Annotated in this window: 23 protein-coding genes and 2 pseudogenes; 18 read left to right on the forward strand and 7 right to left on the reverse strand. The window is 67.6% G+C overall.

Annotation, left to right across the window (positions count from 1 at the left end):
• The first annotated feature begins 65 nt into the window (after positions 1–65).
• The 6 genes from H1343_RS00650 to H1343_RS00675 all read left to right on the forward strand — a co-directional run bounded on the left by H1343_RS00650 (position 66) and on the right by H1343_RS00675 (position 5,886).
• Positions 66–1,262, forward strand: coding sequence for a quaternary amine ABC transporter ATP-binding protein (locus H1343_RS00650; RefSeq protein ID WP_185984085.1), 1,197 nt, complete (start codon positions 66–68; stop codon positions 1,260–1,262).
• On the forward strand, positions 1,259–2,119 hold the full coding sequence (locus H1343_RS00655; protein WP_185984086.1) for an ABC transporter permease: 861 nt from the start codon (positions 1,259–1,261) through the stop codon (positions 2,117–2,119). The genes H1343_RS00650 and H1343_RS00655 overlap by 4 nt, the downstream gene beginning before the upstream one ends.
• 38 nt (positions 2,120–2,157) lie before the next feature.
• A complete protein-coding gene (locus tag H1343_RS00660; protein ID WP_185984087.1) occupies positions 2,158–2,994 on the forward strand; it encodes a glycine betaine ABC transporter substrate-binding protein in 837 nt (278 codons plus the stop codon).
• A 222-nt stretch (positions 2,995–3,216) separates the two neighbouring features.
• Positions 3,217–3,465 (forward strand): hypothetical protein, encoded by a 249-nt coding sequence (locus tag H1343_RS00665; RefSeq protein WP_185984088.1) that lies wholly within the window; start codon positions 3,217–3,219, stop codon positions 3,463–3,465.
• Positions 3,466–3,548: 83 nt separating this feature from the next.
• The gene (gene rpsU / locus H1343_RS00670; protein WP_185984089.1) at positions 3,549–3,800 is read left to right on the forward strand and encodes a 30S ribosomal protein S21; all 252 of its coding nucleotides are present in this window, start codon (positions 3,549–3,551) and stop codon (positions 3,798–3,800) included.
• Positions 3,801–4,260: 460 nt separating this feature from the next.
• Complete coding sequence (locus H1343_RS00675) at positions 4,261–5,886, forward strand: GMC oxidoreductase (RefSeq protein WP_185984090.1); 1,626 nt, start codon at positions 4,261–4,263, stop codon at positions 5,884–5,886.
• A gap of 104 nt (positions 5,887–5,990) precedes the next feature.
• Here H1343_RS00675 and H1343_RS00680 read toward each other — a convergent pair whose 3' ends face one another.
• The 4 genes from H1343_RS00680 to H1343_RS00695 form a co-directional block, all read right to left on the reverse strand.
• On the reverse strand, positions 5,991–6,773 hold the full coding sequence (locus H1343_RS00680) for a MetQ/NlpA family ABC transporter substrate-binding protein (protein WP_185985395.1): 783 nt from the start codon (positions 6,771–6,773) through the stop codon (positions 5,991–5,993).
• 40 nt (positions 6,774–6,813) lie between these two features.
• A complete protein-coding gene (locus H1343_RS00685; protein WP_185984091.1) occupies positions 6,814–7,479 on the reverse strand; it encodes a methionine ABC transporter permease in 666 nt (221 codons plus the stop codon).
• Positions 7,469–8,545 (reverse strand): methionine ABC transporter ATP-binding protein, encoded by a 1,077-nt coding sequence (locus H1343_RS00690; RefSeq protein WP_425484671.1) that lies wholly within the window; start codon positions 8,543–8,545, stop codon positions 7,469–7,471. Before H1343_RS00690 ends, H1343_RS00685 begins: the two co-directional genes overlap by 11 nt.
• Positions 8,546–8,639: 94 nt before the next feature.
• Positions 8,640–9,260: an RBBP9/YdeN family alpha/beta hydrolase gene (locus H1343_RS00695; protein WP_185984092.1), complete on the reverse strand. Its 621-nt coding sequence runs from the start codon at positions 9,258–9,260 to the stop codon at positions 8,640–8,642.
• A 201-nt stretch (positions 9,261–9,461) separates the two neighbouring features.
• Here H1343_RS00695 and H1343_RS00700 point away from each other — a divergent pair, with 201 nt between their 5' ends.
• Positions 9,462–10,055: a GNAT family N-acetyltransferase gene (locus tag H1343_RS00700; protein WP_185984093.1), complete on the forward strand. Its 594-nt coding sequence runs from the start codon at positions 9,462–9,464 to the stop codon at positions 10,053–10,055.
• Positions 10,056–10,059: 4 nt separating this feature from the next.
• Here H1343_RS00700 and H1343_RS00705 read toward each other — a convergent pair whose 3' ends face one another.
• Together H1343_RS00705 and H1343_RS00710 are read right to left on the reverse strand one after the other, a co-directional pair.
• On the reverse strand, positions 10,060–10,686 hold the full coding sequence (locus H1343_RS00705) for a ribonuclease D (protein WP_185984094.1): 627 nt from the start codon (positions 10,684–10,686) through the stop codon (positions 10,060–10,062).
• 73 nt (positions 10,687–10,759) lie between these two features.
• Positions 10,760–11,830 carry an alanine racemase gene (locus H1343_RS00710; protein ID WP_185984095.1) on the reverse strand — a complete coding sequence of 357 codons (1,071 nt, stop codon included), beginning with the start codon at positions 11,828–11,830 and terminating at the stop codon, positions 10,760–10,762.
• A gap of 114 nt (positions 11,831–11,944) precedes the next feature.
• Between H1343_RS00710 and H1343_RS00715 the strand changes: the two genes are divergently transcribed.
• The 9 genes and pseudogenes from H1343_RS00715 to H1343_RS00750 all read left to right on the forward strand — a co-directional run.
• Positions 11,945–12,328 carry a RidA family protein gene (locus H1343_RS00715; RefSeq protein WP_185984096.1) on the forward strand — a complete coding sequence of 128 codons (384 nt, stop codon included), beginning with the start codon at positions 11,945–11,947 and terminating at the stop codon, positions 12,326–12,328.
• Between the two features lie 10 nt (positions 12,329–12,338).
• Entirely contained in the window at positions 12,339–13,130 is a 792-nt protein-coding gene (locus H1343_RS00720; RefSeq protein WP_425484609.1) for an IclR family transcriptional regulator, read from the forward strand.
• A 4-nt stretch (positions 13,131–13,134) separates the two neighbouring features.
• Positions 13,135–14,616: a M81 family metallopeptidase gene (locus tag H1343_RS00725; RefSeq protein WP_185984097.1), complete on the forward strand. Its 1,482-nt coding sequence runs from the start codon at positions 13,135–13,137 to the stop codon at positions 14,614–14,616.
• A gap of 37 nt (positions 14,617–14,653) precedes the next feature.
• Positions 14,654–16,177 (forward strand): ABC transporter substrate-binding protein, encoded by a 1,524-nt coding sequence (locus H1343_RS00730; protein ID WP_185984098.1) that lies wholly within the window; start codon positions 14,654–14,656, stop codon positions 16,175–16,177.
• A 27-nt stretch (positions 16,178–16,204) separates the two neighbouring features.
• Positions 16,205–17,155 (forward strand): ABC transporter permease, encoded by a 951-nt coding sequence (locus tag H1343_RS00735; RefSeq protein ID WP_425484610.1) that lies wholly within the window; start codon positions 16,205–16,207, stop codon positions 17,153–17,155.
• A complete protein-coding gene (locus H1343_RS00740) occupies positions 17,152–18,012 on the forward strand; it encodes an ABC transporter permease (RefSeq protein WP_185984099.1) in 861 nt (286 codons plus the stop codon). The genes H1343_RS00735 and H1343_RS00740 overlap by 4 nt, the downstream gene beginning before the upstream one ends.
• 4 nt (positions 18,013–18,016) lie before the next feature.
• Complete coding sequence (locus tag H1343_RS00745; protein ID WP_185984100.1) at positions 18,017–19,807, forward strand: ABC transporter ATP-binding protein; 1,791 nt, start codon at positions 18,017–18,019, stop codon at positions 19,805–19,807.
• 136 nt (positions 19,808–19,943) lie between these two features.
• Positions 19,944–20,003 (forward strand): annotated as a pseudogene (locus H1343_RS17160) (serine dehydratase beta chain); the annotation flags it as partial.
• A 75-nt stretch (positions 20,004–20,078) separates the two neighbouring features.
• Positions 20,079–20,837 (forward strand): annotated as a pseudogene (locus H1343_RS00750) (L-serine ammonia-lyase); the annotation flags it as partial.
• Between the two features lie 7 nt (positions 20,838–20,844).
• Here the strand turns inward: H1343_RS00750 and H1343_RS00755 are convergent.
• Positions 20,845–21,258 carry a DUF3830 family protein gene (locus tag H1343_RS00755; protein ID WP_185984102.1) on the reverse strand — a complete coding sequence of 138 codons (414 nt, stop codon included), beginning with the start codon at positions 21,256–21,258 and terminating at the stop codon, positions 20,845–20,847.
• A 550-nt stretch (positions 21,259–21,808) separates the two neighbouring features.
• Between H1343_RS00755 and H1343_RS00760 the strand changes: the two genes are divergently transcribed.
• Together H1343_RS00760 and H1343_RS00770 are read left to right on the forward strand one after the other, a co-directional pair.
• Entirely contained in the window at positions 21,809–22,639 is an 831-nt protein-coding gene (locus H1343_RS00760; protein WP_185984103.1) for a hypothetical protein, read from the forward strand.
• 657 nt (positions 22,640–23,296) lie between these two features.
• Positions 23,297–23,938 carry a recombinase family protein gene (locus H1343_RS00770; RefSeq protein WP_185984105.1) on the forward strand — a complete coding sequence of 214 codons (642 nt, stop codon included), beginning with the start codon at positions 23,297–23,299 and terminating at the stop codon, positions 23,936–23,938.
• Positions 23,939–23,943: the final 5 nt, after the last annotated feature.

The following is a 23,943-nucleotide window of genomic DNA, read 5'->3' on the forward strand; positions in this document are numbered from 1 at the left end:
ACGATCCCGAACAGAGCCTCACAGGCGAGCATGCCTCGTTATTGAGCGCCCATGACGGAGTATCGATGGAACGCATTCGCGTCACGGATATCGTCAAGCTCTTCGGCGACGAAGAGGCGGCCGCCCTCGCCCTCCTGAAGGAAGGCGTCGGCAAGGCCGAGATTCTCGAACGCACGGGGGCCGTTCTCGGTCTCGACCGTGCGTCTTTTACCGTCGAAGAAGGCGAAATTCTGGTGGTGATGGGACTTTCGGGTTCCGGAAAGTCCACCATGCTTCGCTGCCTCAACCGCCTCGTCGAACCCTCGGACGGTTCGATCGTCGTGGACGGCACCGAGGTCACGACCCTTTCGCAGAAGCAATTGCTGGAGTTTCGCCGCGCCAAATACGGCATGGTCTTCCAGCATTTCGCGCTGTTTCCCAACCGCACCATCGCGGAGAACGTGGAATACGGTCTCGAAGTGCAGGGTATGAACAAGTCCCGCCGCCGCGAGCGCGCCCTGGAGGCGATCGAACTTGTCGGCCTCAAGGGCTGGGACGCGAAATACCCGAACCAGCTTTCGGGCGGCATGCAGCAGCGCGCGGGCCTTGCGCGCGCCCTTGCCGTCGACGCCGACATCCTCCTGATGGACGAGGCCTTCTCAGCGCTCGACCCGCTCATCCGCCGCGACATGCAGGACGAGCTGAGCGCGCTCCAGACCAAGATGAAGAAGACCATCGTCTTCGTCTCCCACGATCTCGACGAGGCCATCCACCTCGGCGGGCGCATCGTCCTGATGAAGGATGGCGCCATCGTGCAGACCGGCTATCCGGAAGAGATCCTGTTGCGGCCGAACGGCGAATATGTCCGCCGCTTCGTCGAGCATATCGACGTCTCGTCGGTGCTCACCCTCGCACGCCTCGCCGACCGCTCGGCCCCCGCGCTGCGCCGCGATGCCGGGGCCGAGGCCGCCCGCGCGCTCTTCGCCGCCCACGCCGGCGAGCACGCCGTCGTCACCTGCGAGGAGGGCCGCCCCGTCGGGCGCCTGTCGCGCACGGCGCTGGGCTCCGCCAACGGCTCGGCGGAGATCACCGCGCTGATGCAGCCCACGATGCCGACCGCCGATGGCGGCACGGTCCTCAAATCCGCCCTGCCCGCCATCGCGCGCGACCCCGAGGGCGTCGTCGTGGTGGACAAGGACGGGCGCTATCTCGGCGTTATCGACCAGAGCGGGGCGCTCACCGCCCTGTCCGGCGGCGACCAGAACGAGGAGGGCGCCCGATGAACTGGTTTCTCGACGACAACGGCGAAATCCGCCGCTTCCCGCTGGACGATATCTCCGACTCCGCGCTGCGATGGATGACGTCGAACTTCTCCGACGTCACACGCGAGACGAGCCGGCTCGTGCGCGCCTGGATCAACTGGGCGACCGACGGGCTGAACGCCCTCCCGGCCTGGGTCATCATCCTCGCCATCGCCGGGCTGGCGCTGTGGCTTGCAGGCCGCAAGGTCGCGATCCTCGCGCTTCTCGGGCTCGCCTTCCTGTGGAACCTGCGTCTTTGGCCGGCGACGGTGGAGACGCTGGTGCTGGTGACGCTCGCCACGCTCGCCGCGCTCGCCATCGGCATCCCGATCGGCATCCTGTGCGCGCTGTCGCGCAGGGTCTGGCGCGGCGTCGGGCCGTTCCTCGACATGATGCAGACCATGCCGAGCTTCGTGTACCTGATCCCGGCGATCCCCTTCTTCGGCCTCGGCGCCGTCTCGGCGGTGTTCGCCACGATCATCTTCTCGATGCCGCCCGTGATCCGCCTGACGGCGCTGGGCATCATGAACGTGCCGCGCGAGCTGATCGAGGCGTCCGACGCCTTCGGCACCACGACGACGCAGAAGCTCTTCAAGGTACAGCTTCCGCTCGCGCTGCCCACGATCATGGCGGGCATCAACCAAACGATCATGCTCTCGCTCTCGATGGTGGTCATCGCCTCGATGATCGGCGCCGGCGGCCTTGGCCGCGAGGTCTGGAGTTCGATCCAGCGCCTGGACGCCGGGCGCGGCTTCCAGGCCGGCATCGCGATCGTGATCGTCGCGGTGATCCTCGACCGGATCACCCAGGCCATGGCGCAGCGCGCCCGGCCGAACTGACAAGCCAACACCCGAACGACAACAAAGGAAGGAAACCGATGAAAAAGACGCTCGCAGCCATCCTCCTCGCCTCCGCCGCCATGACCGGCAGCGCCGCCGCGCAGGAAGGGACGGTGAACCTTGCCTATGTCGAGTGGTCGGATGCGATCGTGGCCACCAACATCCTCGCCGCCGTGCTCGAGGACGAAGGCTATACCGTCAACATGACGCCGCTGCCGGCCGCCGCCATGTGGCAGGCCGTCGCCACCGGCGAGGCCGACGCGATGGTCGCGGCCTGGCTGCCGGTGACGCACGCCGCCTATTACGAGGAGCTGCAGGATCAGATCGAGGTGCTCGGCCCCAATATCGAGGGCGCCAAGCTCGGCTGGGCCGTTCCCGAATACATGGACATCTCTTCGATCGAGGATATCAAGGCCGACCCGAGCGTCGTGAACGGCCAGGTCATCGGCATCGATCCGGGCGCGGGCCTGATGCAGGCTTCGGAGAAGGCGATCTCCGACTACGAGCTCGACGTCACGCTGGTCGACGGCTCGGACGCCACGATGACCGCCGCGCTCCAGGACGCGATCTCGCGCGAGGAGCCGATCGTCGTCACCGCCTGGACGCCGCACTGGATGTTCTCGCGCTTCGACCTGAAATATCTCGACGACCCGATGGGCTCGCTCGGCGGCGAGGAGACCGTCAACAACGTTGTGCGCACCGGCCTGCAGGAAGACATGCCCGCGGTCTACGACATCCTTTCCAACTACAAGCTGACGCTCGCCGACGAGGAGGCGATCATGCTGGAGAACGAGGAGGGTGCGGACCCGGAGGAGACGGCGCGCGCCTGGGTCGATGCGAACCCCGACAAGGTCGCGGAGTGGACCGCGCAGTAAGCGCGAGACAAATGAGCCTGAACGGGAGGGCCGGCCTTCAAGCCGGCCTTTTCCGCGCAAGAAGGCCTGCGAGGACATCGCATGCGCGCAGATCCCCGCCGCGGCGATGACAAACCCGGCCAGATGCCCTATATCCTCCTCAGCCCATCCATCGTCCGCCCGTGACGCACCGCCGGCTTCTGCCGGTCGGGCGCGTTGCCGGCCCGTTCGAAAGCCGCAGCCATGACAGAGACGTCCGCGAACGCCAGCGAACAGGCCAAGGTCTTCCGAGGCCCCGACCGTGCGGAAAAGGGCTCGGCGCTCGGCATGATCGCGGCGGAGGCCAAGGCCATGCACGACAAGACGGCGCGTCTTCGGGCGCAGCGTCTGGCGCGCGAAGAAACCGAAGCGGCCGAGGCCGCCGCACTGGAGGCGGCCAAGCCCGCCAAGAAGACCCCGGCGCGTCGCGTCCGCAAGACGGAAGCGGCCTGAGGGAAAAGACCCGCGCCGCAGGCTCGCCCGCGGCAACAACGTGACCGCATCGAAGGATTTCGAGCGTTCAGTCAGGAGATGAATTGCAAGTTCTCGTTCGTGATAACAATGTCGACCAGGCGCTGCGCGCGCTGAAGAAGAAGCTCCAGCGCGAAGGCGTCTTCCGCGAGATGAAGGCGCGCCGCGCCTACGAGAAGCCTTCGGAAGAGCGCGCCCGCAAGAAGCAGGAAGCCGTGCGCCGCGCCAAGAAGGTCGCGCGCAAGAACGCCCAGCGTGAAGGTCTTCTGCCTGGCCCGAAGAAGAAGGCGCCCCGCGCTCCGCGCGCCGCAGCCTGATTCGCGCTGCCGGTGTCTCGCCGGTCGACTCGAAAGCCGACGCTCTCCCGAGCGCCGGCTTTTTTGTTTTTTTTTGGAATTATTTTTTACGCCGCTTCTCGCTGGTCGCGCGTTAAAGCTTCCCTTTCGTCATCTTCGGAGCGCCCCGCTCGCGGCGCATCACGGGGACGTTACGGAATGCTCACATCGGAGCGCGCCTGCCACGAAATTCGAGCGGGGCGCGCGAGCGCGATGCAGTGGCGGCGAAGGCGCTTTTGACGAGCGCCAGGCGTGTGGCCGTCGATGGTGCGGTGCAAAACCGCGTTCAAAACCAACGAAACCTTATGGTATGGGCTCATGCACCGGCCGGAAAGCCATGTTTGGCGCTCGGCCGACCTGAATGCGTGGATCCATAGTCGTGTCTCCGGACTGCCTGGCATCGAGTTCCGAATGAAATACAGGGCCGCGCGGAAGAGCAGCAATGACCTCGCGTGATGTCGCGAACGGCCCGCTACAAGCCGATCTGTGCATCGTCGGCGCCGGCCCCGTCGGTATCGCTCTCGCCTTGCGCTCGGCCGCGAACGGTCTTCGGGTCCTCTTGGTCGAGGCCGGGGCGGCGCGCGTTGCGGGCGGCTCCGACATAGGCTCCCAAGGGGGACTCGGAGAGATCGAGGCGACCGGCCGCCACCACGCGGGCATGGCCGCGATCAGCCGCAGCGGGCTCGGCGGGACCTCCGTCCTGTGGGGCGGGCGCTGCGTCGCCTTCGACGATCTCGATTTCGAGAAACGCGCCCATGTCGGCTTTTCAGGCTGGCCCATCGCTCACGACGAGGTCAGCCGGCACTACCCCGCCGCGCTGCAGTTCCTGAACTGCGCGCCGGCAGCTTCGGACGACACGCTCGAAACGGGCCAACCGGTCACCGCCCGCGCGCTGGAGCGGTGGAGCGCAAACCCCGACCTCGGCCGGACCCACGAGAAAAGCATCGCCGCCTCGCCGAACATCCAGGTCGTGACGCGGGCGATGGTCGTCGGGATCGATCTCGATGACGGCGGCCAGCGCGTTCGCCGCCTCCGCGTGCATCTGGACGGCGCCGAGCGCGAACTGCGCGCCACGCGATACGTGCTCGCCGGCGGCGGGCTCGGCAATGTCCGGCTGATGCTCCAATGCCAGCGAGAATGGCCACTGAAGTTCGGCGGGACCGACGGGCCGCTGGGGCGCTTCTACCAGGGCCACCTGACAGGCCACGTCGCCTTCGTCGAATTCACGGACCGCAAGGCTGAGGCCGTGACGGCGTTCCGGCGCGACGGGCGGGGCGGGTATCTGCGCAACCGTTTCCAGATCACCGGCGAAACCCAACGGCGCAACGGGCTCCTGAACTCGGTCTTCTGGCCCGAGGCTTTCTCCGTCGCCGATCCCGCCCATGCGTCGGGCGCCCTTTCGGCGCTCTATCTCGCCACGAGCGGGGCCGGGCTCTACGGGCGCTTCGCCAACGGCCGCGCCCTGCGCTCGCGCTTTGCCGAGGGCGACCTTTGGGCCCGACATCTGGGCAACATGCGCGCGGACCCGCATCTCCTGCGCGATCTCGCGCGCTCGGCGTGGAACTTCGGGAGCCTGCGCACGAGGCGGCTCGGCATCCTGCCCAATCCGGCCCGCCGCTATCTCTTCCGCTATCACGCCGAACAGGCTCCCGACCCGGAAAGCCGCGTGAGGCTCGGCTCCGCACAGGACGGCGCTCTCTTACCGAACCTGTCGATCGACTACCGCATCGGCGCGCGCGACGCGGCCTCGGTCGTGCGCTCTCACGTCATCGTCGGCCGCTGGCTGGCGGACACCGGCATCGGGCGGCTCGAATATCTTTTCGATGAGGAGGCGCTGGAGAACGCCGTGCTCGATCAGGCGCTCGACGGCTATCACCAGATCGGGATCACGCGGATGTCGCAGGGCCCGCACGAGGGCGTGGTGAACACGGACTGCCGGGTCCACGATCTCGACAATCTCTACGTCGCGGGCAGCAGTGTGTTCCCGACCGGCGGGCAGGCCAACCCCACGCTACCGGCCGTGGCGCTCGCCCTGCGCCTCGCCGACCATCTTAGCCGGAGCGCCTGAAGCCGAGGAAAAAGGCGCCCGGAACGGATTCCGGACGCCTTTCTGAATTGACGCATCGGGCTTTTCTGAAAACCAGCTCCGGTTTTCGGGCCGATGCTTCAGCCTTACCAAGCCGTGATGACGGAGCCCTGGAAGGTCTCGTCGACGAAGGCCTTCACCTCGTCCGAGTGGTAGGCGGCGATCAGCGGCTGCACCCATGCGGCCTCGGCGTCCTCGCCGCGCACCGCGATGACGTTGACATAGGGGCTCTGCGCCTCCTCGCGGGCGATCGCGTCGCCCTGCGGGTCGAGGCCGGCCTCCAGCGCGTAGTTCGTATTGATCGTCGCAGCGTCGACGTCGGCGAGCGAACGAGGAAGCTGGGCCGCGTCGAGTTCGACGATGCGGATGTTCTTCTCGTTGTCGGTGATGTCGAGAGGCGTCGCCCGTAGGCCCACCTCGTCGTCGATGCCGATCACGCCGAGCGCCTCGAGGAGAAGCAGGCCCCGCGCGCCGTTCGTCGGATCGTTCGGCACGGCGATCGAGGCGCCGTCCTGGAGTTCGTCGATCGAGGCGATCTTTTCTGAGTAGACGCCCATCGGATAGTTCACCGTCTGGGCGACGGAGACGAGGTCGTAGCCGCGATCGGCGACCTGGTTGTCGAGATAGGGCTGGTGCTGGAAGGAGTTCGCGTCGAGGTCGCCGTCCGCGAGCGCCTGGTTCGGCACGACGTAATCGGAGAACTCGACGATATCGAGGTCGATCTCGCCGCCCTCGTCGAGGATTTCCTTGACCTTCTCCATGATCTGCGCGTGCGGGCCGGGCGTGACGCCGATGCGGATCGTCGTCTGGGCGTTCGCGGGCAGCGCGGCGGCGCCGGCAATCGCGGTCGCGAGAAGGAGGCTACGCAGGGACATGTTCGGCTCTTTCCTGTTGGATTGTTCTTAAGGGTCAGTTCTTGCGGGCGCGCTTGTCGAAACGGCGCGCCAGAAGGTCGCCGCTCGTCTGGACGATCTGGACGAGCAGGATGAGGACGACGACGACGGCCAGCATCATCTCCGGCATGAAGCGCTGGTAGCCGTAGCGGATGCCGAGGTCTCCGAGACCTCCGCCGCCGACCGCGCCCACCATCGCCGAATAGCCGATCAGCGAGACGATCGTCAGCGTGATGCCGAGCGTGATGGAGGGCCGCGCCTCCGGCACCAGCACCTTCCAGACGATCTGCGCGGGGCTCGCGCCCATGGCGCGCGCCGCCTCGACGAGGCCGGGGTCGACCTCGCGCACCGCCGATTCCACTAGCCGGGCGACGAAGGGGATCGTCGCCACCGTCAGCGGCACGATCGCGGCCGTCGTGCCGATGGACGTGCCGGTGACGAGGCGCGTGAACGGTATGATCGCGACGACGAGGATGATGAAGGGCGTCGAGCGCGTCGCGTTGACGACAAGGCCGAGGGCGGTGTTCAGCGCCGGGGCGGCGAACAGTTCGCCTTTGCGCGAATTGGCGAGGAAGATGCCGAGCGGGGCGCCGAGCGCGATGCCGATGGCGGCCGAGACGGCCACCATGAAGAGCGTGTCGAGCGTCGCGCCCCAGATCAGCCACAGCATGTTAGCGGACATGGCCGAGCACCTCCGTCTTCAGGCCGCGCGCTTCGATGAAGCGCTGCGCCTCGGCAAGGCGCGCGGCGTCGAGCGTGACGACCAGCGTGCCGTAGGGCCGCTCGTCGATCTCCTCGACCGCACCCGCCATGATGTTGACCTTCAGGTCCAGCTCGCGTCCGAGCTCGAAGAGGATCGGGTCCGTCGCGGTGGGCCCGGTGAAGACGATCTTCAGAACCGCCTCGCGCGCGCCGCTCGCATCGTCCGTCATGTGCTCGGTGAGGAAGGCCGGCAGGCGCACGCCCGTCACGCCCTCGAGGAAAAGGCGCGTCGTCGGATGCTGGGGCGCCGAGAACACCGAATAGGTGTCGCCTTCCTCCACGATGCGGCCGGCCTCGATCACCGCGACATGACCGGCGATCTCGCGCACCACCTGCATCTCGTGGGTGATGAGGATGATGGTGAGGCCGAGTTCGCGGTTGATAGTCTTGAGGAGCGCGAGCACCTGGCGCGTTGTCTCGGGATCGAGCGCGGATGTCGCCTCGTCCGAGAGCAGCACCTTGGGCCTGGTGGCGAGCGCGCGGGCGATGCCGACGCGCTGCTTCTGGCCGCCCGAAAGCTCGGCCGGATAGTTGCCCGCCTTGTCGGCGAGGCCGACGAGTTCGAGAAGCGGGGTCACGCGCTCGGCGATCTCGCGGCGAGGGACGCCCGCGATCTCGAGCGGCAGCGCGACGTTGTCGAAAGCGGTGCGCGAGGAAAGAAGGTTGAAGTGCTGGAAGATCATCCCGACGCGCCGACGCACGTCGCGCAGCTGCCGCTCGCCCAGCGAGGATATGTCGACGCCGTCGACCACGACACGGCCAGCCGTCGGCCTCTCCAGGCCGTTGACGAGGCGCACCAGCGTCGACTTGCCGGCGCCCGAGCGCCCGATGATGCCGGTGATCGAGCCGGCCGGGATCGCGAGGTCGACGCCCTTCAGCGCGGCGAACTCCTCGCCGCCCTTGGGCGCGCGGAAACGCTTCTCCACCTTCTCGAAGCGGATGAGCGGGTCTGCCGGGTGGGAATGCGAGGGCTGCGCGCCGGGCAAGGCGACGTCGTCTGGGTCTGTCAAAACGGGCGTCCTGTCGAAGTCCGCCCGGATTTGGAGGGTTTCGCGCCGAAACACAAGAATGTCCGTCAGGTCAGTTGAGGCCGAGACCGACATCATGGGCCGGGCCGGGAACGCCTGGCACCGCGCTCCACCAGCGCCAGGCGCGGGCGCGGCCCGGCCGGTCGCCGCGCAGGCCGTCCGCGAGCACCGGCCCGTCCGGCCAGGGACCGTAACCGCTCTGCGTGTTGACGTGACCGGCATGGCCGAGATCGACGAGCGCCGAGCCCCAGCCGGCCGCGTGGGCCTCCGCTTCCGGCCAGGTGAGATAGGGGTCGTTGCGCGAGGCGGCCAGGATGGAAGGGAACGGCAGGCGCTTCAGCTCCATCAGGCGGAAATCGGCGAGATCGGGCCGCGCCTCTGCAAGGCGCAGCGTCTGGGCGGGTGCGACCAAGAGAGCGCCCGCCACATGCGCCGCGGCCGGGCGGTCGGCGAGATGGGCCACGAGCGCGCAGCCGAGCGAATGGGCGACGAGCACCGCGCCCGGCGCCTCGACGATGCGGGCCTCCAGCGTATGAAGCCAGCCGGCGAGGTCCGGGCGCGCCCAGTCCTCCTGCTCGACGATATCGGCCGTCTCGTCGTTCAATGCCCATTCGCGCTGCCAGTGGTCGGGTCCCGAGCCGTCGAGACCGGGAACGATCAGGGTCTTCAGCATGGTCGCACCTCGCTGCACGGGCGCTCATGCGCCGTTTCGAGAGACCCGAGGCTAGCGCGCCCGACGCGCCGCGCGACAATCATAAAATACCAATTTAATAGATCATTGGAGAATGGCCGCCTCCCCGCTCACCGCGACACCCCCTTGCCATTCGCGGCCGAAGGGCCGATGCCGTCGCGAGACTTGAGACGGGGTGACACGATGGCGCTGGGCGAACGCTTCCAGACGGTGCGCGAGGGCTGGATCGCGGCAGTGGTGACGGTTCTGGAAATGCGAGAGGCGGCTTCGCCACGCCCGGAACGCGCGGACGGTGGGTGGCGTCTGGAGCGCCTCGGGGCGCCGGACCCGCAGGCCTACCGCGACCTCTACAGCCGCGTCGGCGCGCCGCATCTTTGGTATTCGCGGCTCATTATGGACGAGGCGACGCTCGCCGGAACGCTCGCCGACCCGAAGGTGCATGTCCACGCGCTGATGATCGACGGCGCTGCCGAGGGCCTTCTCGAGCTGGACTTTCGCCAGCAAGGCGCCTGCGAGATCGTCTATTTCGGCGTGACGCCCGGCCTCGTCGGCTCGGGCGCGGCGCGGGTCATGATGAACCACGCGATCGCGGCGGCCTTCGCGCAGGGCGTCTCCCGGCTCTGGCTGCACACCAACACGCTCGACCACCCGCGCGCGCTGGACTTCTACATCCGCTCCGGCTTCCGGCCGGTGGAGCGGCGGATCGAGCTCGCGCCTGACCCGCGCCTGTCTGGCCTTCTGCCGCGCGAGAGCGCGCCGCACGTCCCCATTCTGTAGGGCGTCAGCTCCGGTTGACGGAATGCGAGAAGATGTCCTCCTCGTCCCAGCCGAGGAGGTCGAGGCGCGCGCGCGTCGGCAGAAAGGCGAAGCTCTCGCGGGCAAGGTTCAGCCGATCCTCGCGCTCGAGGCGCTTCAAGAGCACGCCCATCAGGTCGTGCAGATAGAGGACATCCGAGGCGGCATAGTCGAGCTGGGCCTGCGACAGCGTCTCGGCCGCCCAGTCCGAGGACTGCTGCTGCTTGGAGAGATCGACGCCGATCAGCTCCTTGGTCAAATCCTTCAGGCCGTGACGGTCCGTGTAGGTGCGGGTCAGGCGCGAGGCGATCTTGGTGCAGAACACCGGCCGGGTCATCACGCCGAAGGCGTGGTAGAGCGCGGCGATGTCGAAGCGGGCGTAGTGGAAGATCTTGGTCTTCGTCTCGTCGGCCAGAAGGGCCGTCAGGTTCGGCGCCTCGCGCTGGCCCCTGGATATCTGCACGATGTCGGCCGTGCCGTCGCCCGGCGACAGCTGCACCACGCACAGGCGGTCGCGCCGCGTGTCGAGGCCGAGCGTCTCGGTATCGATGGCCACCGAGCCGGTGTAGCGGGAAAGGTCGGGCAGATCGTTCTTATGGACGCGGATGGTCATGGGCCGTCATTCGTCTCGCGAGAAGGTTCGGCCCGGCTTACAGGTTTTACGGCGAATGTGAAGCGCCGGAGTCTCAGACCACCTTGCCCCGCGCGGCCACGGGCCAACTCTCGACGCGGCCGTCCTCCTGCAGGACGTGCACCGTGTCCACCATGTTCGTCACCACGCAGGCGTGGTTCGGCACGATGCGCACCCGGTCGCCGACCTTCAGCCCGATCGGCCCCGCCGACACGATGCGGCCATGCTCCTCGGAGAGCTGGTCGACGGAAAGGTCCGGCCTCCCGATCACCGCGCCGTGCCCTTCGAGGCCGAGAAGATCGGAGGTCAGCACCTTGGTGCCGGCATCGATGATCGCACGATGTTCGGTCGGCACCGAAACGACGGTGGCGAGCACGCTCAGCGCACATTCGTCGAGGCTCGCGACGCCCCGCGCCACCAGCGAGCGGTCGTTGTAGACATAGGTGCCTGGCCGGTATTCGGTCACGATCCCGTCGGTGCGCGAGCGCCAGATGTCGGGCGTGCCGCCCGAGGTGACGCGTGGAACGGCGATCCCCTCGGCCTCGATCAGGGCCTTGGCCCGCGTCAGGAAGGCCGCCGCCGCCTCGGCGCCGCCCGCGGCCGGATAGGTCATCAACCCCTCGAAGGCGAGGTCCGGCGCCGCCTCAATCACCTTAGCCAGATCGCGCGCGGCCTCGGGGGACGGGACGCCGCAGCGCTGGCCGCCGGTGTCGCACTCGACGAGCACGCGCAGGGGCTGCGCGGCGCCAGCAAAGCCCGCCGACAGGCCGGCGACCACCGTCTCGTTGTCGGCGACGACCGCCAGCGCAACGCGCTCGGCCAGCGCACGAAGCCGCTTCACCTTCTCCGCTCCGAAGATGTTGTAGGTGATCAGCACGTCGCGGATCGCCGGGTCGCCCGCCACCATCGCCTCCGCCTCGCTCACCTTCTGGCAGGTGATGCCGACGGCCCCCGCCTCGATCTGTAGGCGGGCGATCTGCGGCAGCTTGTGCGTCTTGATGTGCGGCCGCCCCTTCAGCCCCTGCGCGTCCGCATGGGCCTGAAAGCGCGCGATGTTGGCCTTCACGATCGTCAGATCGACGAGGACGGCGGGCGTCTCGACGGTTTCAAGCGCGCTGGCGGCCATCGGGAAATCCCTTCTTAAAAATCCGATTGACAAGAAATGCAGCAGGCCTCCTTATACGTCAATCCGAAATTTCAGACACGTGTCCGCTATATTGGACATATTGCAGGACTTGACATGACCCTGACCCGTTACGGCGCCGGCGAGAGCGGTGCCGGCAAACAGCCCCTCCCCTTCGCCCGTGCCGTGGAGGCCGATGGCTGGCTCTACGTCTCCGGCCAGGTGGCGATGGAGAACGGCGAGATCGTCGGCGGGGGCATCGTCGCGCAGACCCGCAAGACGATGGAGAACCTGATCGCGATCCTGAAGGAGGCCGGCTACGGGCTCGAGGACGTGGTGCGCGTCGGCGTCTGGCTCGACGATCCGCGCGACTTCTGGAGCTTCAACGGCGTCTATGCCGAGTATTTCACCGAAAATCCGCCGGCCCGCGCCTGCGTCCAGTCCTCGATGATGGTCGATTGCAAGGTCGAGATCGACTGCGTCGCCTATCGCAAGAAGTAAGGGCGAGGCGATGGACGGCGGGCTGAACAGGGCAGAGGACGGCAGGGCGAAGGGCGCACGGGCGCGCGGCCTCGACCGCGCCCTCGACATGCTCGACGCGCTGGCGAGCGCGCGCCGCCCCTTGCGCGCCAACGAGCTGGCGACGCTCCTCGGCGCCCCGCGCTCCTCCATCTACGAGCTGACGGGCCTTCTCCTGCAACGCGGCATTCTCGAGGATTGCGGCGACGGGCGCCTCTTCCTTGGCGACAGGCTTTATCTCCTCGGCGCCGCCTATGCCTCGGTCTCGGGACGGCAGGCGGCCGTGAACACGGCCTTGTCGCGCATCGTCGAGGACACGAGCGAGACCGCGCAGCTCTGCCGCCTCGACGGCAACCGCTACTATGTCGCCGCCATGAAGGAAGGCTCGCGCCCCTTCCGCATCTCCACGGATATCGGCGAGCGCGTTCCCTTCACCTGGACAGCCTCCGGCCGGCTCCTCGTCGATCACCTGTCGCGCGAGGAGATCGTCGCCTTCACCGAGCCGGGCGACTTCGAGCTTCCGGGCGGCCTCGCAATCGACCGCGAGCGCTTTCTGGACGAGGTGGAGGGCGCGCGCGCGGCCGGCCATTTCACCTTCGACAGCGCGCTCGACAGCTACACCCACTGCTTCGCCGTGCCCGTGCGCCGCGAGGACGGCAAATCCGTCGCCACGCTGTGCATCGTCGCCCCGCGCGACGACGCGCGGCGCAACCATGCGGCCTATCTCGACAGTCTGAAGCGCGCCGCCGAAGCGCTGGCGCCGCATCTGGCGGATGCGAGGTAGGGCGATGCGCATCTTCACCGCCTCTCTGGCCACCGAGACCAACACCTTCTCGCCGGTGCCGACCGACCTCGCCTCCTTCAAGGCCGCCTTCTACGCCGGGCCGGGGGAGCATCCCGATACGCCGACGCTGTGCTCGTCGGTCGTGCCGATCCTGCGCCGGCGCGCCCGAGCCGAGGGCTTCACCGCGATCGAGGGCACGTCCTGCTGGGCCGAGCCGGCCGGCCTGATCCAGCGCCGGACCTACGAGCATCTGCGCGACACGATCCTCGCCGAGCTTCAGGCCGCGATGCCGGTCGACGGCGTTGTCCTCGGCCTTCACGGCGCGATGGTCGCGCAGGGCTACGACGATCCGGAAGGCGATTTTCTCCAGCGCGTGCGCGCGATCGTCGGACCCGAGATCCTCGTCGCGGCCGAGTTCGACCCGCATTCGCACCTGACGCCGCTGCGCGTGAGCCAGCTCAACCTGATGGCGGCCTTCGTCGAATTTCCGCACACCGATTTCGAGGAGCGGGGCGAGCATGTCGTCGATCTCGCCCTGCGCACGCTGCGCGGCGAGATCCGCCCGGTAATCTCCACCTTCGACTGCCGGATGATCACAATCTACCCGACGAGCCGCGAGCCGATGCGCTCCTTCGTCGACCGGCTGAAGGCGATGGAAGGGCGGAACGGCGTCCTCTCCGTCTCCGTCATCCACGGCTTCATGGCGGGCGACGTGCCGGAGATGGGGACGCGCATCGTCGTCGTGACCGATGGCGCGAAGGCGGCGGGCGATGAACTGGCCGAGACGCTCGGCCACGAGCTCTACGCGCTGCGGCGCGAGACGGCGATGCCGATGCTGGACACCGAGGCGGCGCTCTCCCGCGCCCTCGAGGTTCGCGTCGCCGATACATCGAAGCCCGTCGTCGTCGCCGACGTCTGGGACAATCCGGGGGGCGGCGTGGCGGGCGACGCGACCTTCATCCTACGCCGGATGATCGAACGCGGCATGACACGCGTCGCGGTGGCGACGATCTGGGACCCGGTGGCGGTCTCCTTCTGCCATGCCGCCGGCGAGGGCGCCGAGATCGAGCTGCGCTTCGGCGGCAAGTCCTCCCATCACGGCGGCGAGCCGATCGACGCGCGCGTCACCGTGATGCGCGTCGAGGAGGCCGGCTGGCAGAGCTTCCGCAACAGCCGGGTCACGCTCGGCCGCGCCGCCGTCGTGCGCCTCGCGGGCACCGAGATTGACGTGGTGCTGATCACCAGCCGCACGCAGACCTACGAGCCGACGATCTTCTCCAATCTCGGCGTCGACTTCGCGCACAAGGACATCCTGTTGGTGAAATCCACCAACCACTTCCATGCGGGCTTTGCGCCCGTGGCGTCGGAGATCCTCTACGTCGTCGCGCCGACGAGCTACCCGAACGATCCGGCCACCACCCCCTACCGCAAGGCGAGCCACGAGCTCTGGCCGCGCGTGCCCGACCCCCTCGGCCTCGAAGGCTGAGGAACCGCCCAACCCAAGAGAAACAGGAACCGTTGCCATGAAGAGAATGCTTCTTGCAGCCGGCGTTGCCGCCCTGATGGCCGGGACGAGCGGCGTCGCCCTCGCGCAGTCCGCCGGCGGTGTCCTGACGGTCGCCACGATCGGCGAGCCGCCGACGCTCGACGCCATGCAGACGCCGACCGACATCGTGCTGACGATCACCCAGCATATGTTCGAGACGCTCTACACCTATGACGCGGAATGGCAGCCGAGCCCGCTGCTGGCCGCCGACATGCCGGAGATTTCCGAGGACGGCCTGACCTACCGCATCCCGCTGCGCCAGGGCGTGACCTTCCACGACGGCTCGGCGCTCGACACGGCCGATGTCGTCGCTTCCCTCGAGCGATGGATGGAGACCAACTCCAAGGGCCGCCAGGTCGCCGAGGTCGTCTCCTCCGTTGAGGCCGACGGCGAGGACACGGTCGTCATCACGCTGAGCACCCGCTATTCGCCGCTGCTCGCGACGCTGAGCCAGGGTTGGGCGCCGATCCTGCCCTCCGAGACCCTGACCGACGGCGAGCTGACCCAGTTCGTCGGCACCGGCCCCTACCGGCTGCAGGAGCGCCGGCCCGACCAGTACACCCAGCTCGTGCGCTTCGAGGAGTATGTCTCGCCCGAGGGCGAGCCCTCCAACTATGCCGGCCGCCGCGAGGCGATCGCCGACGAGGTGCGCTTCGTTCCGGTGCCGGACGCCAACACCCGCGTCGAGGGCCTGCTCGCCGGCCAGTACGACTATGCCGACGCCCTGCCCGTGAGCGCCTTCGAGCGTGTCGATGGCGCCTCCAACGTCACGCCGGTGATCTTCGAGAACGCCGGCTGGACCTCGCTGAACATGAACATGGCCGAGGGCCCGCTGACCAACAAGGCGCTTCGCCAGGCGGTGCAGGCGGCGCTCAATCCGAACGACCTGATGCTCGCCGCCTTCAACGACGAGCGTTTCTTCGGCGTCGACGGCGCGCTCTATCCGGAGGGCTTCTTCTGGCACACCGAGGCCGGCGTCGAGCGCTACGGCGAGCCCGACCCCGCAGCCGTCACCGCGCTTCTGGAGGAGGCCGGCTACGACGGCACGCCGATCCGCATCCTGACCAGCCGCCAGTACGGCTTCCACTACTCCACCGGCGAGGTCGCGCAGGCCTATCTGGAGGCCGCCGGCTTCGACGTGGACCTGCAGGTGGTGGACTGGGCGACGCTAACGACGCGGCGCGCGGACCCGGCGCAGTGGGACATCTTCATCACCCACTCCAACTTCCCCGGCGATCCGACGACGCTGAACACCATCACCGACACCTATCCCGGCTGGTACACCTCCGACCAGAAGGCGGAGGCCGTGTCGGCCTTCCTCAACGCTGTCGGCGACGAGGACCGCTTCGCGGCCTGGGAGCGAATCCAGACCGTCATCTACGACGACGCGCCGCTGGTGAAGGTCGGCAACTTCAACGCGCTGGGCGGCCTTGCCGACGGCGTCTCCGGCTTCGAGCCGGCCTACTGGCCGCGCTTCTGGAACGTCACGCCGCGTAGCTGAGGCGGCGTCCATCAAGGAGAAGAGGCGATGTCCCGGTTGCTCGTCGCGTTCCTCAAGCGCGTCGCCGGCATGGCGGTTGTGCTGGCGCTCGTCGTCACAGTCGTGTTCGTGATCGTGCGCGTGACGCCGGGCGACCCGGCCGCCGTCATGCTCGGCTCGGACGCCACCCCCGCGGACATCGCCGCCCTTCGCGCGCGGCTCGGCCTCGACGCGCCGATCCTCGTCCAATACGGCCGCTTCGTCGCGGACGTCCTGCAGGGCGATCTCGGCCAGTCGATCTTCCTCGGCCAGCCGGTGACGACCGCCCTTGCGGCGCGCGCCGAGCCGACCTTCTTCCTCACGCTCTTCTCGATCATCATCGCGGTGTCGATCGCCCTGCCCGTCGGCATCCTGTCGGCGGTCAGGCGCGGCTCGCTGTTCGACCAGATCGTCGTCGGCATCACCATGATCGCGGCCTCGATCCCGAGCTTCTGGCTCGGCCTCGTCCTGATTCAGACCTTCGCCGTCTCGCTCGGCTGGTTTCCCGCCTCCGGCTACGGCGGGCCGGGCACGCCGTTCCTCGAGCGGCTGCAGCACCTCGTGCTGCCGGCCGTCGCGCTCGGCATCGTCAATTCGGCGCTGATCACACGCTTCACGCGCGCCGCCATGCTCGACGTCCTCGGCGAGGACTATGTGCGCACGGCCCGCGCCAAGGGCGCCAGCCCCGCGCGCGTGGTCCTCAAGCACGCCCTGAAGAACGCCCTCATCCCGATCATCACGGTGATCGGTCTTTCGATCGCGCTCCTGGTGGCCGGCGCCGTCGTCACCGAGACCGTCTTCGGCCTGCCGGGCGTCGGCAATCTCGTGGTGCAGGCCGTCCTGCGGCGCGACTATCCCGTGATCCAGGGGGCGCTTCTCGTCGTCGCCGCGATCTACGTCGTCATCAATTTCGCGGTGGACATGCTCTATCTCGCGGTCGACCCGAGGGTGCGCTCGTGACCCTGCTTTCGCTTTCCTCGCCCTTCGCGAACGGGCTGCGGCGCTTCCTCGGCAACCGCGCGATCCTGTTCGGCGCGATCATCCTGACGGTGGTCGTCCTCGCCGCCCTGCTGGCGCCCCTCGTCGCGCCCTACGCGCCGAACCAGCTCTCGATCGTCAACCGGCTGAAGCCGCCGTCGGCCGAGCATTTCTTCGGCACCGACGAGTTCGGCCGCGACATCTTCTCGCGCGCCATCCACGCGGGCCGCGTGTCGCTGTCGGTGAGCCTCGGCGTCGTCGCCATCGCCACCGTCCTCGGCGTCTTCCTCGGCCTGATCGCCGGCTATTTCCGCCGCCTCGACGCGCCGATCTCGCGCCTTCTCGACGCGATGATGTCGTTTCCCGACATCCTCCTCGCCATCGCGCTGGTCGCGGCGCTCGGCCCCTCGCTCGTCAATGTCGTGATCGCGCTCGGCATCACCTACGCGCCGCGCCTCGCCCGCATCGTGCGCGGCTCGACGCTCGTCCTGCGCGAGCTTCCCTATATCGAGGCCGCCGTCGCGCTCGGCCTGCCGACATGGCAGATCCTCCTGCGTCACGTCCTTCTGAACCTCGCCTCGCCGATCCTGGTGCAGGCGACCTTCATCTTCGCCACCGCCATGCTGGCCGAGGCCAGCCTGTCCTTCCTTGGCGTCGGCGCCTCCTCCGACACGCCGACCTGGGGCACGATGCTGGCCTCGGGCCGCGAATACATGAACAACGCGCCCTGGCTAATGCTCTTCCCCGGTCTTGCGATCGTCTTCGCCGTCCTGTCGCTGCAACTCGTCGGCGACGGCCTGCGCGATCTCGTCGATCCGCGCCTCGCAAGGGAGGTCTGATCCGATGGCCGAGCCGATCCTCTCCGTCGAGACGCTGACGACCGCCTTCCGCTCCGGGCGGACGTGGAACCCGGTGATCCGGGACATCTCCTTCTCGGTCGCCGCCGGCGAGACGCTGGCGATCGTCGGCGAATCGGGCTCGGGCAAGAGCGTGACCGCGCTCTCGGCCATGCGGCTTCTGCCAGCGGGAAAGTCCCGCACGCAGGGACGCGTGATGCTCGAGGGGCAGGACCTTCTCGCCCTTCCCGAGAAAGAGATGCGCAAGGTGCGCGGCGGGCGGATCGGCATGATCTTCCAGGAGCCGATGACCTCGCTGAACCCGGTCTTCACGATCGGCAACCAGCTCGCCGAGGCGCTGATCCTGCATCGCGCGCTTTCCCGGAGTGAAGCCGAGGCCGAGGCGCTGCGCCTGATGGAGCGCGTGCGCATTCCCGCCGCCCGGCAGCGCCTGCACGAATATCCGCACAAGTTCTCCGGCGGCATGCGCCAGCGCGTGATGATCGCGATGGCGCTCGCCTGCCGCCCGCGCCTTCTCATCGCCGACGAGCCGACCACCGCGCTGGACGTCACGATCCAGGCCGAGATCCTGCATCTGATCCGCGAGTTGCAGCGCGAGGAGAACATGGCCGTTCTCTTCATCACGCACGACATGGGCGTCGTCGCCGAGGTCGCCGACCGCACGCTCGTCATGCTGCGCGGCGACATGGTCGAGACCGGCGACACCGCCGCCATCTTCGCCGCGCCGAAGGAGCCCTACACCAAGGCGCTCCTCGCCTCGATCCCGCGCCTCGGCTCGATGGGCGAGACGCATCTGCCGCGCCGCTTCCCGCGCGTCGATGCCGTCTCAGGCGTCTTCGAGGAGGGCCGCGAGACGCGCGCGCCGGCCGCCGAGGCCGCCCCCATCCTCGAGGTCGAGAACCTCGCCAAGCGCTTTGAGGTGCCGGGCGGGCGCGTCCACGCGGTCGAGGACGTCTCCTTCGTCGTCCATCCGGGCGAGACGCTCTCGCTCGTCGGCGAATCGGGCTGCGGCAAGTCCACCACCGGCCGCTCGATCCTGCGGCTTCTGGAGCCGAGCGCGGGACGCGTTCGCATCGAGGGGCAGGATGTCGGCTCGGCCGGCGCCAGGGGGCTGCGCCAGATGCGGCGCGCCGCGCAGATGATCTTCCAGGACCCCTTCGCCTCCCTCAATCCGCGCATCACGGTGGGAGCGGCGATCGCCGAGCCCATCATTTCGCACGGGCTGATGGGCCGGAGCGCGGCGCGCGAACGGGCGCGCGAGCTGATCGAACAGGTGGGCCTGCCGGCCTCGGTCGCCGAGCGCTATCCGCACGAATTCTCCGGCGGCCAGCGCCAGCGGATCTCGATCGCGCGCGCGCTCGGCCTCGAGCCGAAGCTCATCGTCGCCGACGAGGCGGTTTCGGCCCTCGACGTCTCGGTGAAGGCGCAGGTCGCCAACCTCCTCCTCGACCTGCAGGAGAAGATGGGCCTCGCCTATCTCTTCATCTCGCACGACATGGCCGTGGTGGAGCGCATCAGCCACCGCGTGGCGGTGATGTATCTCGGCGAGATCGTCGAGATCGGCCCTCGCCGCGCCGTCTTCGACAATCCGGCGCACGCCTACACGCGCCGCCTGATCGACGCGGTGCCGCTGCCCGATCCCGGCCGACGCGGCAGCCTGCCGCCCGCACAGGCCGGCGAGCTGAAGAGCCCCGTGCGCCCGCTCGACTACGTGGCGCCCGAACGGCGCTACGAGGCCGTCGGCGAGGGCCATTTCGTGCTGCGCACGGCCGCCTGAGGCGCCGGGGCCGTCGCGTTCTTCACGGGGAACGTCGCCCGCCCGCTTTGCCGGAGGCGATCGCCGGTCCTATGATGGCCGGTGCGCGGACATCGGCGCGCCGAAGAATGCGTGCCCGGCCCTCCCGCGAGTTGCCATGTTTCTCTCCGTCTTCGACCTCTACAAGATCGGCATCGGGCCTTCGAGCTCGCACACGATGGGGCCGATGACGGCCGCAGCGCGGTTCCTGGAGGAAATCCTCACCGGGTCGTGGCCCCGCCCAGCCGGAGCGGAGCTGGACGCCGGGCTCGACGCGATCTGGGGCGCGATGAAGGGGTGCGTCGAGCGCGGGCTGACGCAGGAGGGCGTGATGCCCGGCGGGCTCAAGGTGCGCCGCCGCGCCCGCCAGCTTCATCTCAAGCTGCAGGAGGAGCGCGGCCGCAACACGCCGAACCCGCTGGGCGCCACGGACTGGCTGTCGCTCTACGCGATGGCCGTCAACGAGCAGAATGCCGGCGGCGGACGCGTCGTCACTGCGCCCACCAACGGAGCGGCGGGCGTCGTGCCGGCCGTCCTCAGCTACTGGCTGCAGTTCTACCCGAAGGCCGGCATGGAGGACGTGCGCGATTTCCTCCTCACCTCGGCGGCGATCGGCGGGATCATCAAGCATAACGCCTCGATCTCGGGCGCCGAAGTCGGCTGCCAGGGCGAGGTCGGCTCGGCTTCGGCGATGGCCGCCGCCGGCCTCTGCGCGCTGATGGGCGGAACGCCGGAGCAGGTCGAGAACGCGGCCGAGATCGCGCTCGAGCATCATCTCGGCATGACCTGCGATCCCGTCGGCGGCCTCGTGCAGATCCCCTGCATCGAGCGCAACGCCTTCGGCGCGGTGAAGGCCGTCACCGCCGCCTCGCTCGCCATGCGCGGCGACGGCACGCATTTCGTCGCCCTCGACGTCGCCATCGAGACGATGCGCCAGACGGGCCTCGACATGAACGAGCGCTATAAGGAGACGAGCCTCGGCGGGCTCGCCGTCAATGTCGTGGAGTGCTGACGCGGCCCTAGGCCAGTTCGAAGCGGATGTCCTGCGCGCCCTTGTAGAGCGTCATCGGGCCGAGCTCGGTGAGCTTGTCGAGGTTCGAGGTGATCGTGATGAAGTGGTTGCCGGCGAGCTGCCCCATCTTCGAGGCGAAGTGAACCCCGCCATAGGCGAGCAGGATCTCGGTCTCGCTGATGCCGCCCGGGTAGAGAATGATCTGTCCCGGTGCCGGATAGCTGGTGTGGTTCTCGTAGCCGACGCCGAAATCGCGATCGCCGAGCGGGATCCAGAGGCCTTCGCCGCTCCAGCGCACATGCACGATCTGCCCGGCGAACGGCATCGCCTTCAGGAAGGCCTCGCAGGTCTGCGGCGCCCGCTCCGTCTCGAGCACGGCATCGAAGGTGAAGGGGCCGGCGGTGATCCGGAGCTGGGTCATGGGCTGTCGTGTCCCTGAAGGCGCGGGCCTGAAGGCGGCCTTGGTTCTCTCAAGGCCCGATGCTCGGTTTTAAGATCCGGGAGCGTCTTCGTGCGAGACGATGCGACGCTTTCGCGGGGAATTATGCGTTATCGCGCCTGCAATGACCCGACGCGGCCGATCCGCGCAAGGTCGTATCGAGGCGCCGCGTGCTCGGCATCGGCTAGCGGGAGGAGAAGGTGCACGAGAGGGCCAGCACCGGACGCTTCGCGACACGCGCGGCGACGACCAGTGCGATGCAGTAGGGCTGCGTCACCATGCCGATCACCGGGTCAAAGATGCTGACCAGGCCTCAATCGACTGTCACGGCTTAACTATCGGGCTTCCCTGAACAATCAGGGGAATTGGTGCCCAGGAAAGGACCGTGGCCGGATCGACAAAAACGCCTGCGAAATAGGGGTTTACGTACTTGCGTCGGAAGGTTTGTAGCACACACGTGTGGCCTTGATAACCCTGCCTAAGTTGTGGTGAGCGATGCTATGGTAGCGCCATCGAGTCGGCGGGACCCCTTATGCTTCGACGTGAAATGACATTTGAGCAGGCCGAAGGCATCGACGCTCTGCCGTCCCAGCTTGAGCGTGGACACATTACGTCAGTCATCCGCGCCCGCTTGTGGCACGCACTCTACCAGAGCCTACAATCGTCATCCACCTTCCAGAGTGGATACCGCCGCGTCTCACCACGATGGCAAGTGGCACTGCTGGACATGTATGTCCGTAAGTTCGGCGTCTTCTCCGACACTGTCACAGACAGGTTGGATAGACATGCCGACCGCCTTAAGCCGGTCTACGAGAATGGAAAGCCGCACATCGTCCTTGGTGTAACCGAATGGTTGCTCCGATCTTACAATGCTCGCGGGTTCACGTCGGCCGTGGCGTCCATTCTGGTCGAAGAGCGCTCCGCATATCGTTTAGTAGACGATCACGATATTGTGCCGCTGGCATCTGACGAGGAGGGGCAGGCTCTCCTAGGAGCTCTCACTGCATTGGACAGCGCCAATCTGCAAGGCGCACGCACCCACCTCAAGGCCGCTGCTCACGCCGCAGCACTCGGCAGTTTCGCGGACAGCGTGCGGGAGAGCATGCAAGCTATTGAGTCGGCCGCGCGATCCCTTACGGGCTCCTCGAAGTTTTCCGATGCGTTGGCCACGGTCGAGCAGGAGCGGCGGCTTCACACTGCATTCAAGCGCGGCCTAACATCCCTTTATGGGTACTCCAGTGACGAGGAGGGCATCCGGCATCCGCTGCTTGAAAACGGCGATGCAGCGGTAAGCGAGGCGGATGCTATATTGATGCTTGGCATTTGCGCATCCGCAGTCACCTACTTGCTTAGCCACAGGTAGGCTCGTCCGGTTCTCGACTTCACCACGGGTCCCGTATGCGACACACCGTATCACGAGGGAGCGGAGGCGAGTTTCCCCCCGGTACCCCACCCCGCCCGCGCACCCACGGAAAAGCTCGGGGGTATGCCCCGGCGAGCGCAGTGGAGTGACTTGGCGCCAGCCGTAGAGCTAGGTCCCACCCGGTCGATCCCCTCGCCGCCGTGAAGGAAGATGCCATCGGGCCGCAGCGCAAGGGGCAGGCATGGACGAACGATTGGTGGCGGCTCTGGACCAGATGGACAGGCGGATCCAGAACGTCTTTTCGTTCCTTCAAAGCGTGGACCCCGAGCGGCCCGCAGACCCGGAGGCTTTGCACGAGGCTATCCACGATGCCGCCAACGTGGCAGCGAGCGTGAGGGCGCTGCGCCGGTTGATGCGAAAGGTGATGCCAAGTCGATAATGGCGGGTAGAGCGCTCATGGTAGGCGATAGCTGAAGTTCGTGATCGCATCCGTCGAGGGCAACAGGCGCGCCAAGATGCATAGTGTCCGCTAGGGCATACCGTAGCGGACAGCGCGAAGGCGTCGTGCTCGGCGTCCGTTAGGGTTGACATCGCCCATTCGGACATGCATTTATTCGGACAATGCTCTTTCGGACACTCACGGAAGGACCGTCCGCCATGGCCACCATCCTCTACGCTCGCGTCTCCACCTCGGAACAGACCCTCTCTCATCAACAGACCCAAGCGGAAGCCGCGGGGTTTACCTTCGACCACGTGCTTGCGGACCATGGCGTCTCCGGGGTGGCGGTGAAGATGAAGGATCGCCCCGAAGGCCGGCGCCTCTTCGACATGCTGCGGCCCGGAGACACCCTTGTGGTGCGCTGGGTGGATCGCCTCGGGCGAAACTACGAGGACGTGACGGACACTATCCGCGAGTTCATGCGACGAGGTGTCACCATCCGCACCATCATCAACGGGATGGTCTTCGACGGACAGGCCAAGGACCCCATGTCGGCGGCCGTACGGGACGCGCTGGTGGGTTTCATGGCCGCCATGGCGCAGGCCCAGGCGGAGGCCACGAAGGAAGCGCAGAAGGCCGGCATTGCGGCTGCCAAGGCGAAGGGCGGTGAGGAAGGCGGGGTCTATCGAGGCCGCAAGCCCAGCTTCACGGCGGACCAAGTGGCGGCCGTTCGGGACCTTCTCGGCAAGGGCTTGGGCGTGGCGGAGGTTTCGCGGTCCACCGGCCTCTCCCGCCAGACCATCTACCGCATCAAGGACGACCCGGCCGGAGCCAGTAAGGCGCTTGAGGTTTGGGCTTGAAGGGA

The organism is Aureimonas mangrovi (genome assembly GCF_014058705.1).
Lineage (GTDB): Bacteria > Pseudomonadota > Alphaproteobacteria > Rhizobiales > Rhizobiaceae > Aureimonas > Aureimonas mangrovi.

What these genes read in the sequence shown, in the direction of transcription:
- H1343_RS00650 (WP_185984085.1), top strand. Translation starts at nt 66, where the DNA reads ATGGAACGCATTCGCGTCACGGATATCGTCAAGCTCTTCGGCGACGAA.
- H1343_RS00655 (WP_185984086.1), top strand. Translation starts at nt 1,259, where the DNA reads ATGAACTGGTTTCTCGACGACAACGGCGAAATCCGCCGCTTCCCGCTG.
- H1343_RS00660 (WP_185984087.1), top strand. Translation starts at nt 2,158, where the DNA reads ATGAAAAAGACGCTCGCAGCCATCCTCCTCGCCTCCGCCGCCATGACC.
- H1343_RS00665 (WP_185984088.1), top strand. Translation starts at nt 3,217, where the DNA reads ATGACAGAGACGTCCGCGAACGCCAGCGAACAGGCCAAGGTCTTCCGA.
- H1343_RS00675 (WP_185984090.1), top strand. Translation starts at nt 4,261, where the DNA reads ATGACCTCGCGTGATGTCGCGAACGGCCCGCTACAAGCCGATCTGTGC.
- H1343_RS00685 (WP_185984091.1), bottom strand. Translation starts at nt 7,479, where the DNA reads ATGTCCGCTAACATGCTGTGGCTGATCTGGGGCGCGACGCTCGACACG.
- H1343_RS00695 (WP_185984092.1), bottom strand. Translation starts at nt 9,260, where the DNA reads ATGCTGAAGACCCTGATCGTTCCCGGTCTCGACGGCTCGGGACCCGAC.
- H1343_RS00700 (WP_185984093.1), top strand. Translation starts at nt 9,462, where the DNA reads ATGGCGCTGGGCGAACGCTTCCAGACGGTGCGCGAGGGCTGGATCGCG.
- H1343_RS00705 (WP_185984094.1), bottom strand. Translation starts at nt 10,686, where the DNA reads ATGACCATCCGCGTCCATAAGAACGATCTGCCCGACCTTTCCCGCTAC.
- H1343_RS00710 (WP_185984095.1), bottom strand. Translation starts at nt 11,830, where the DNA reads ATGGCCGCCAGCGCGCTTGAAACCGTCGAGACGCCCGCCGTCCTCGTC.
- H1343_RS00715 (WP_185984096.1), top strand. Translation starts at nt 11,945, where the DNA reads ATGACCCTGACCCGTTACGGCGCCGGCGAGAGCGGTGCCGGCAAACAG.
- H1343_RS00720 (WP_425484609.1), top strand. Translation starts at nt 12,339, where the DNA reads ATGGACGGCGGGCTGAACAGGGCAGAGGACGGCAGGGCGAAGGGCGCA.
- H1343_RS00725 (WP_185984097.1), top strand. Translation starts at nt 13,135, where the DNA reads ATGCGCATCTTCACCGCCTCTCTGGCCACCGAGACCAACACCTTCTCG.
- H1343_RS00730 (WP_185984098.1), top strand. Translation starts at nt 14,654, where the DNA reads ATGAAGAGAATGCTTCTTGCAGCCGGCGTTGCCGCCCTGATGGCCGGG.
- H1343_RS00735 (WP_425484610.1), top strand. Translation starts at nt 16,205, where the DNA reads ATGTCCCGGTTGCTCGTCGCGTTCCTCAAGCGCGTCGCCGGCATGGCG.
- H1343_RS00745 (WP_185984100.1), top strand. Translation starts at nt 18,017, where the DNA reads ATGGCCGAGCCGATCCTCTCCGTCGAGACGCTGACGACCGCCTTCCGC.
- H1343_RS00755 (WP_185984102.1), bottom strand. Translation starts at nt 21,258, where the DNA reads ATGACCCAGCTCCGGATCACCGCCGGCCCCTTCACCTTCGATGCCGTG.
- H1343_RS00760 (WP_185984103.1), top strand. Translation starts at nt 21,809, where the DNA reads ATGCTTCGACGTGAAATGACATTTGAGCAGGCCGAAGGCATCGACGCT.
- H1343_RS00770 (WP_185984105.1), top strand. Translation starts at nt 23,297, where the DNA reads ATGGCCACCATCCTCTACGCTCGCGTCTCCACCTCGGAACAGACCCTC.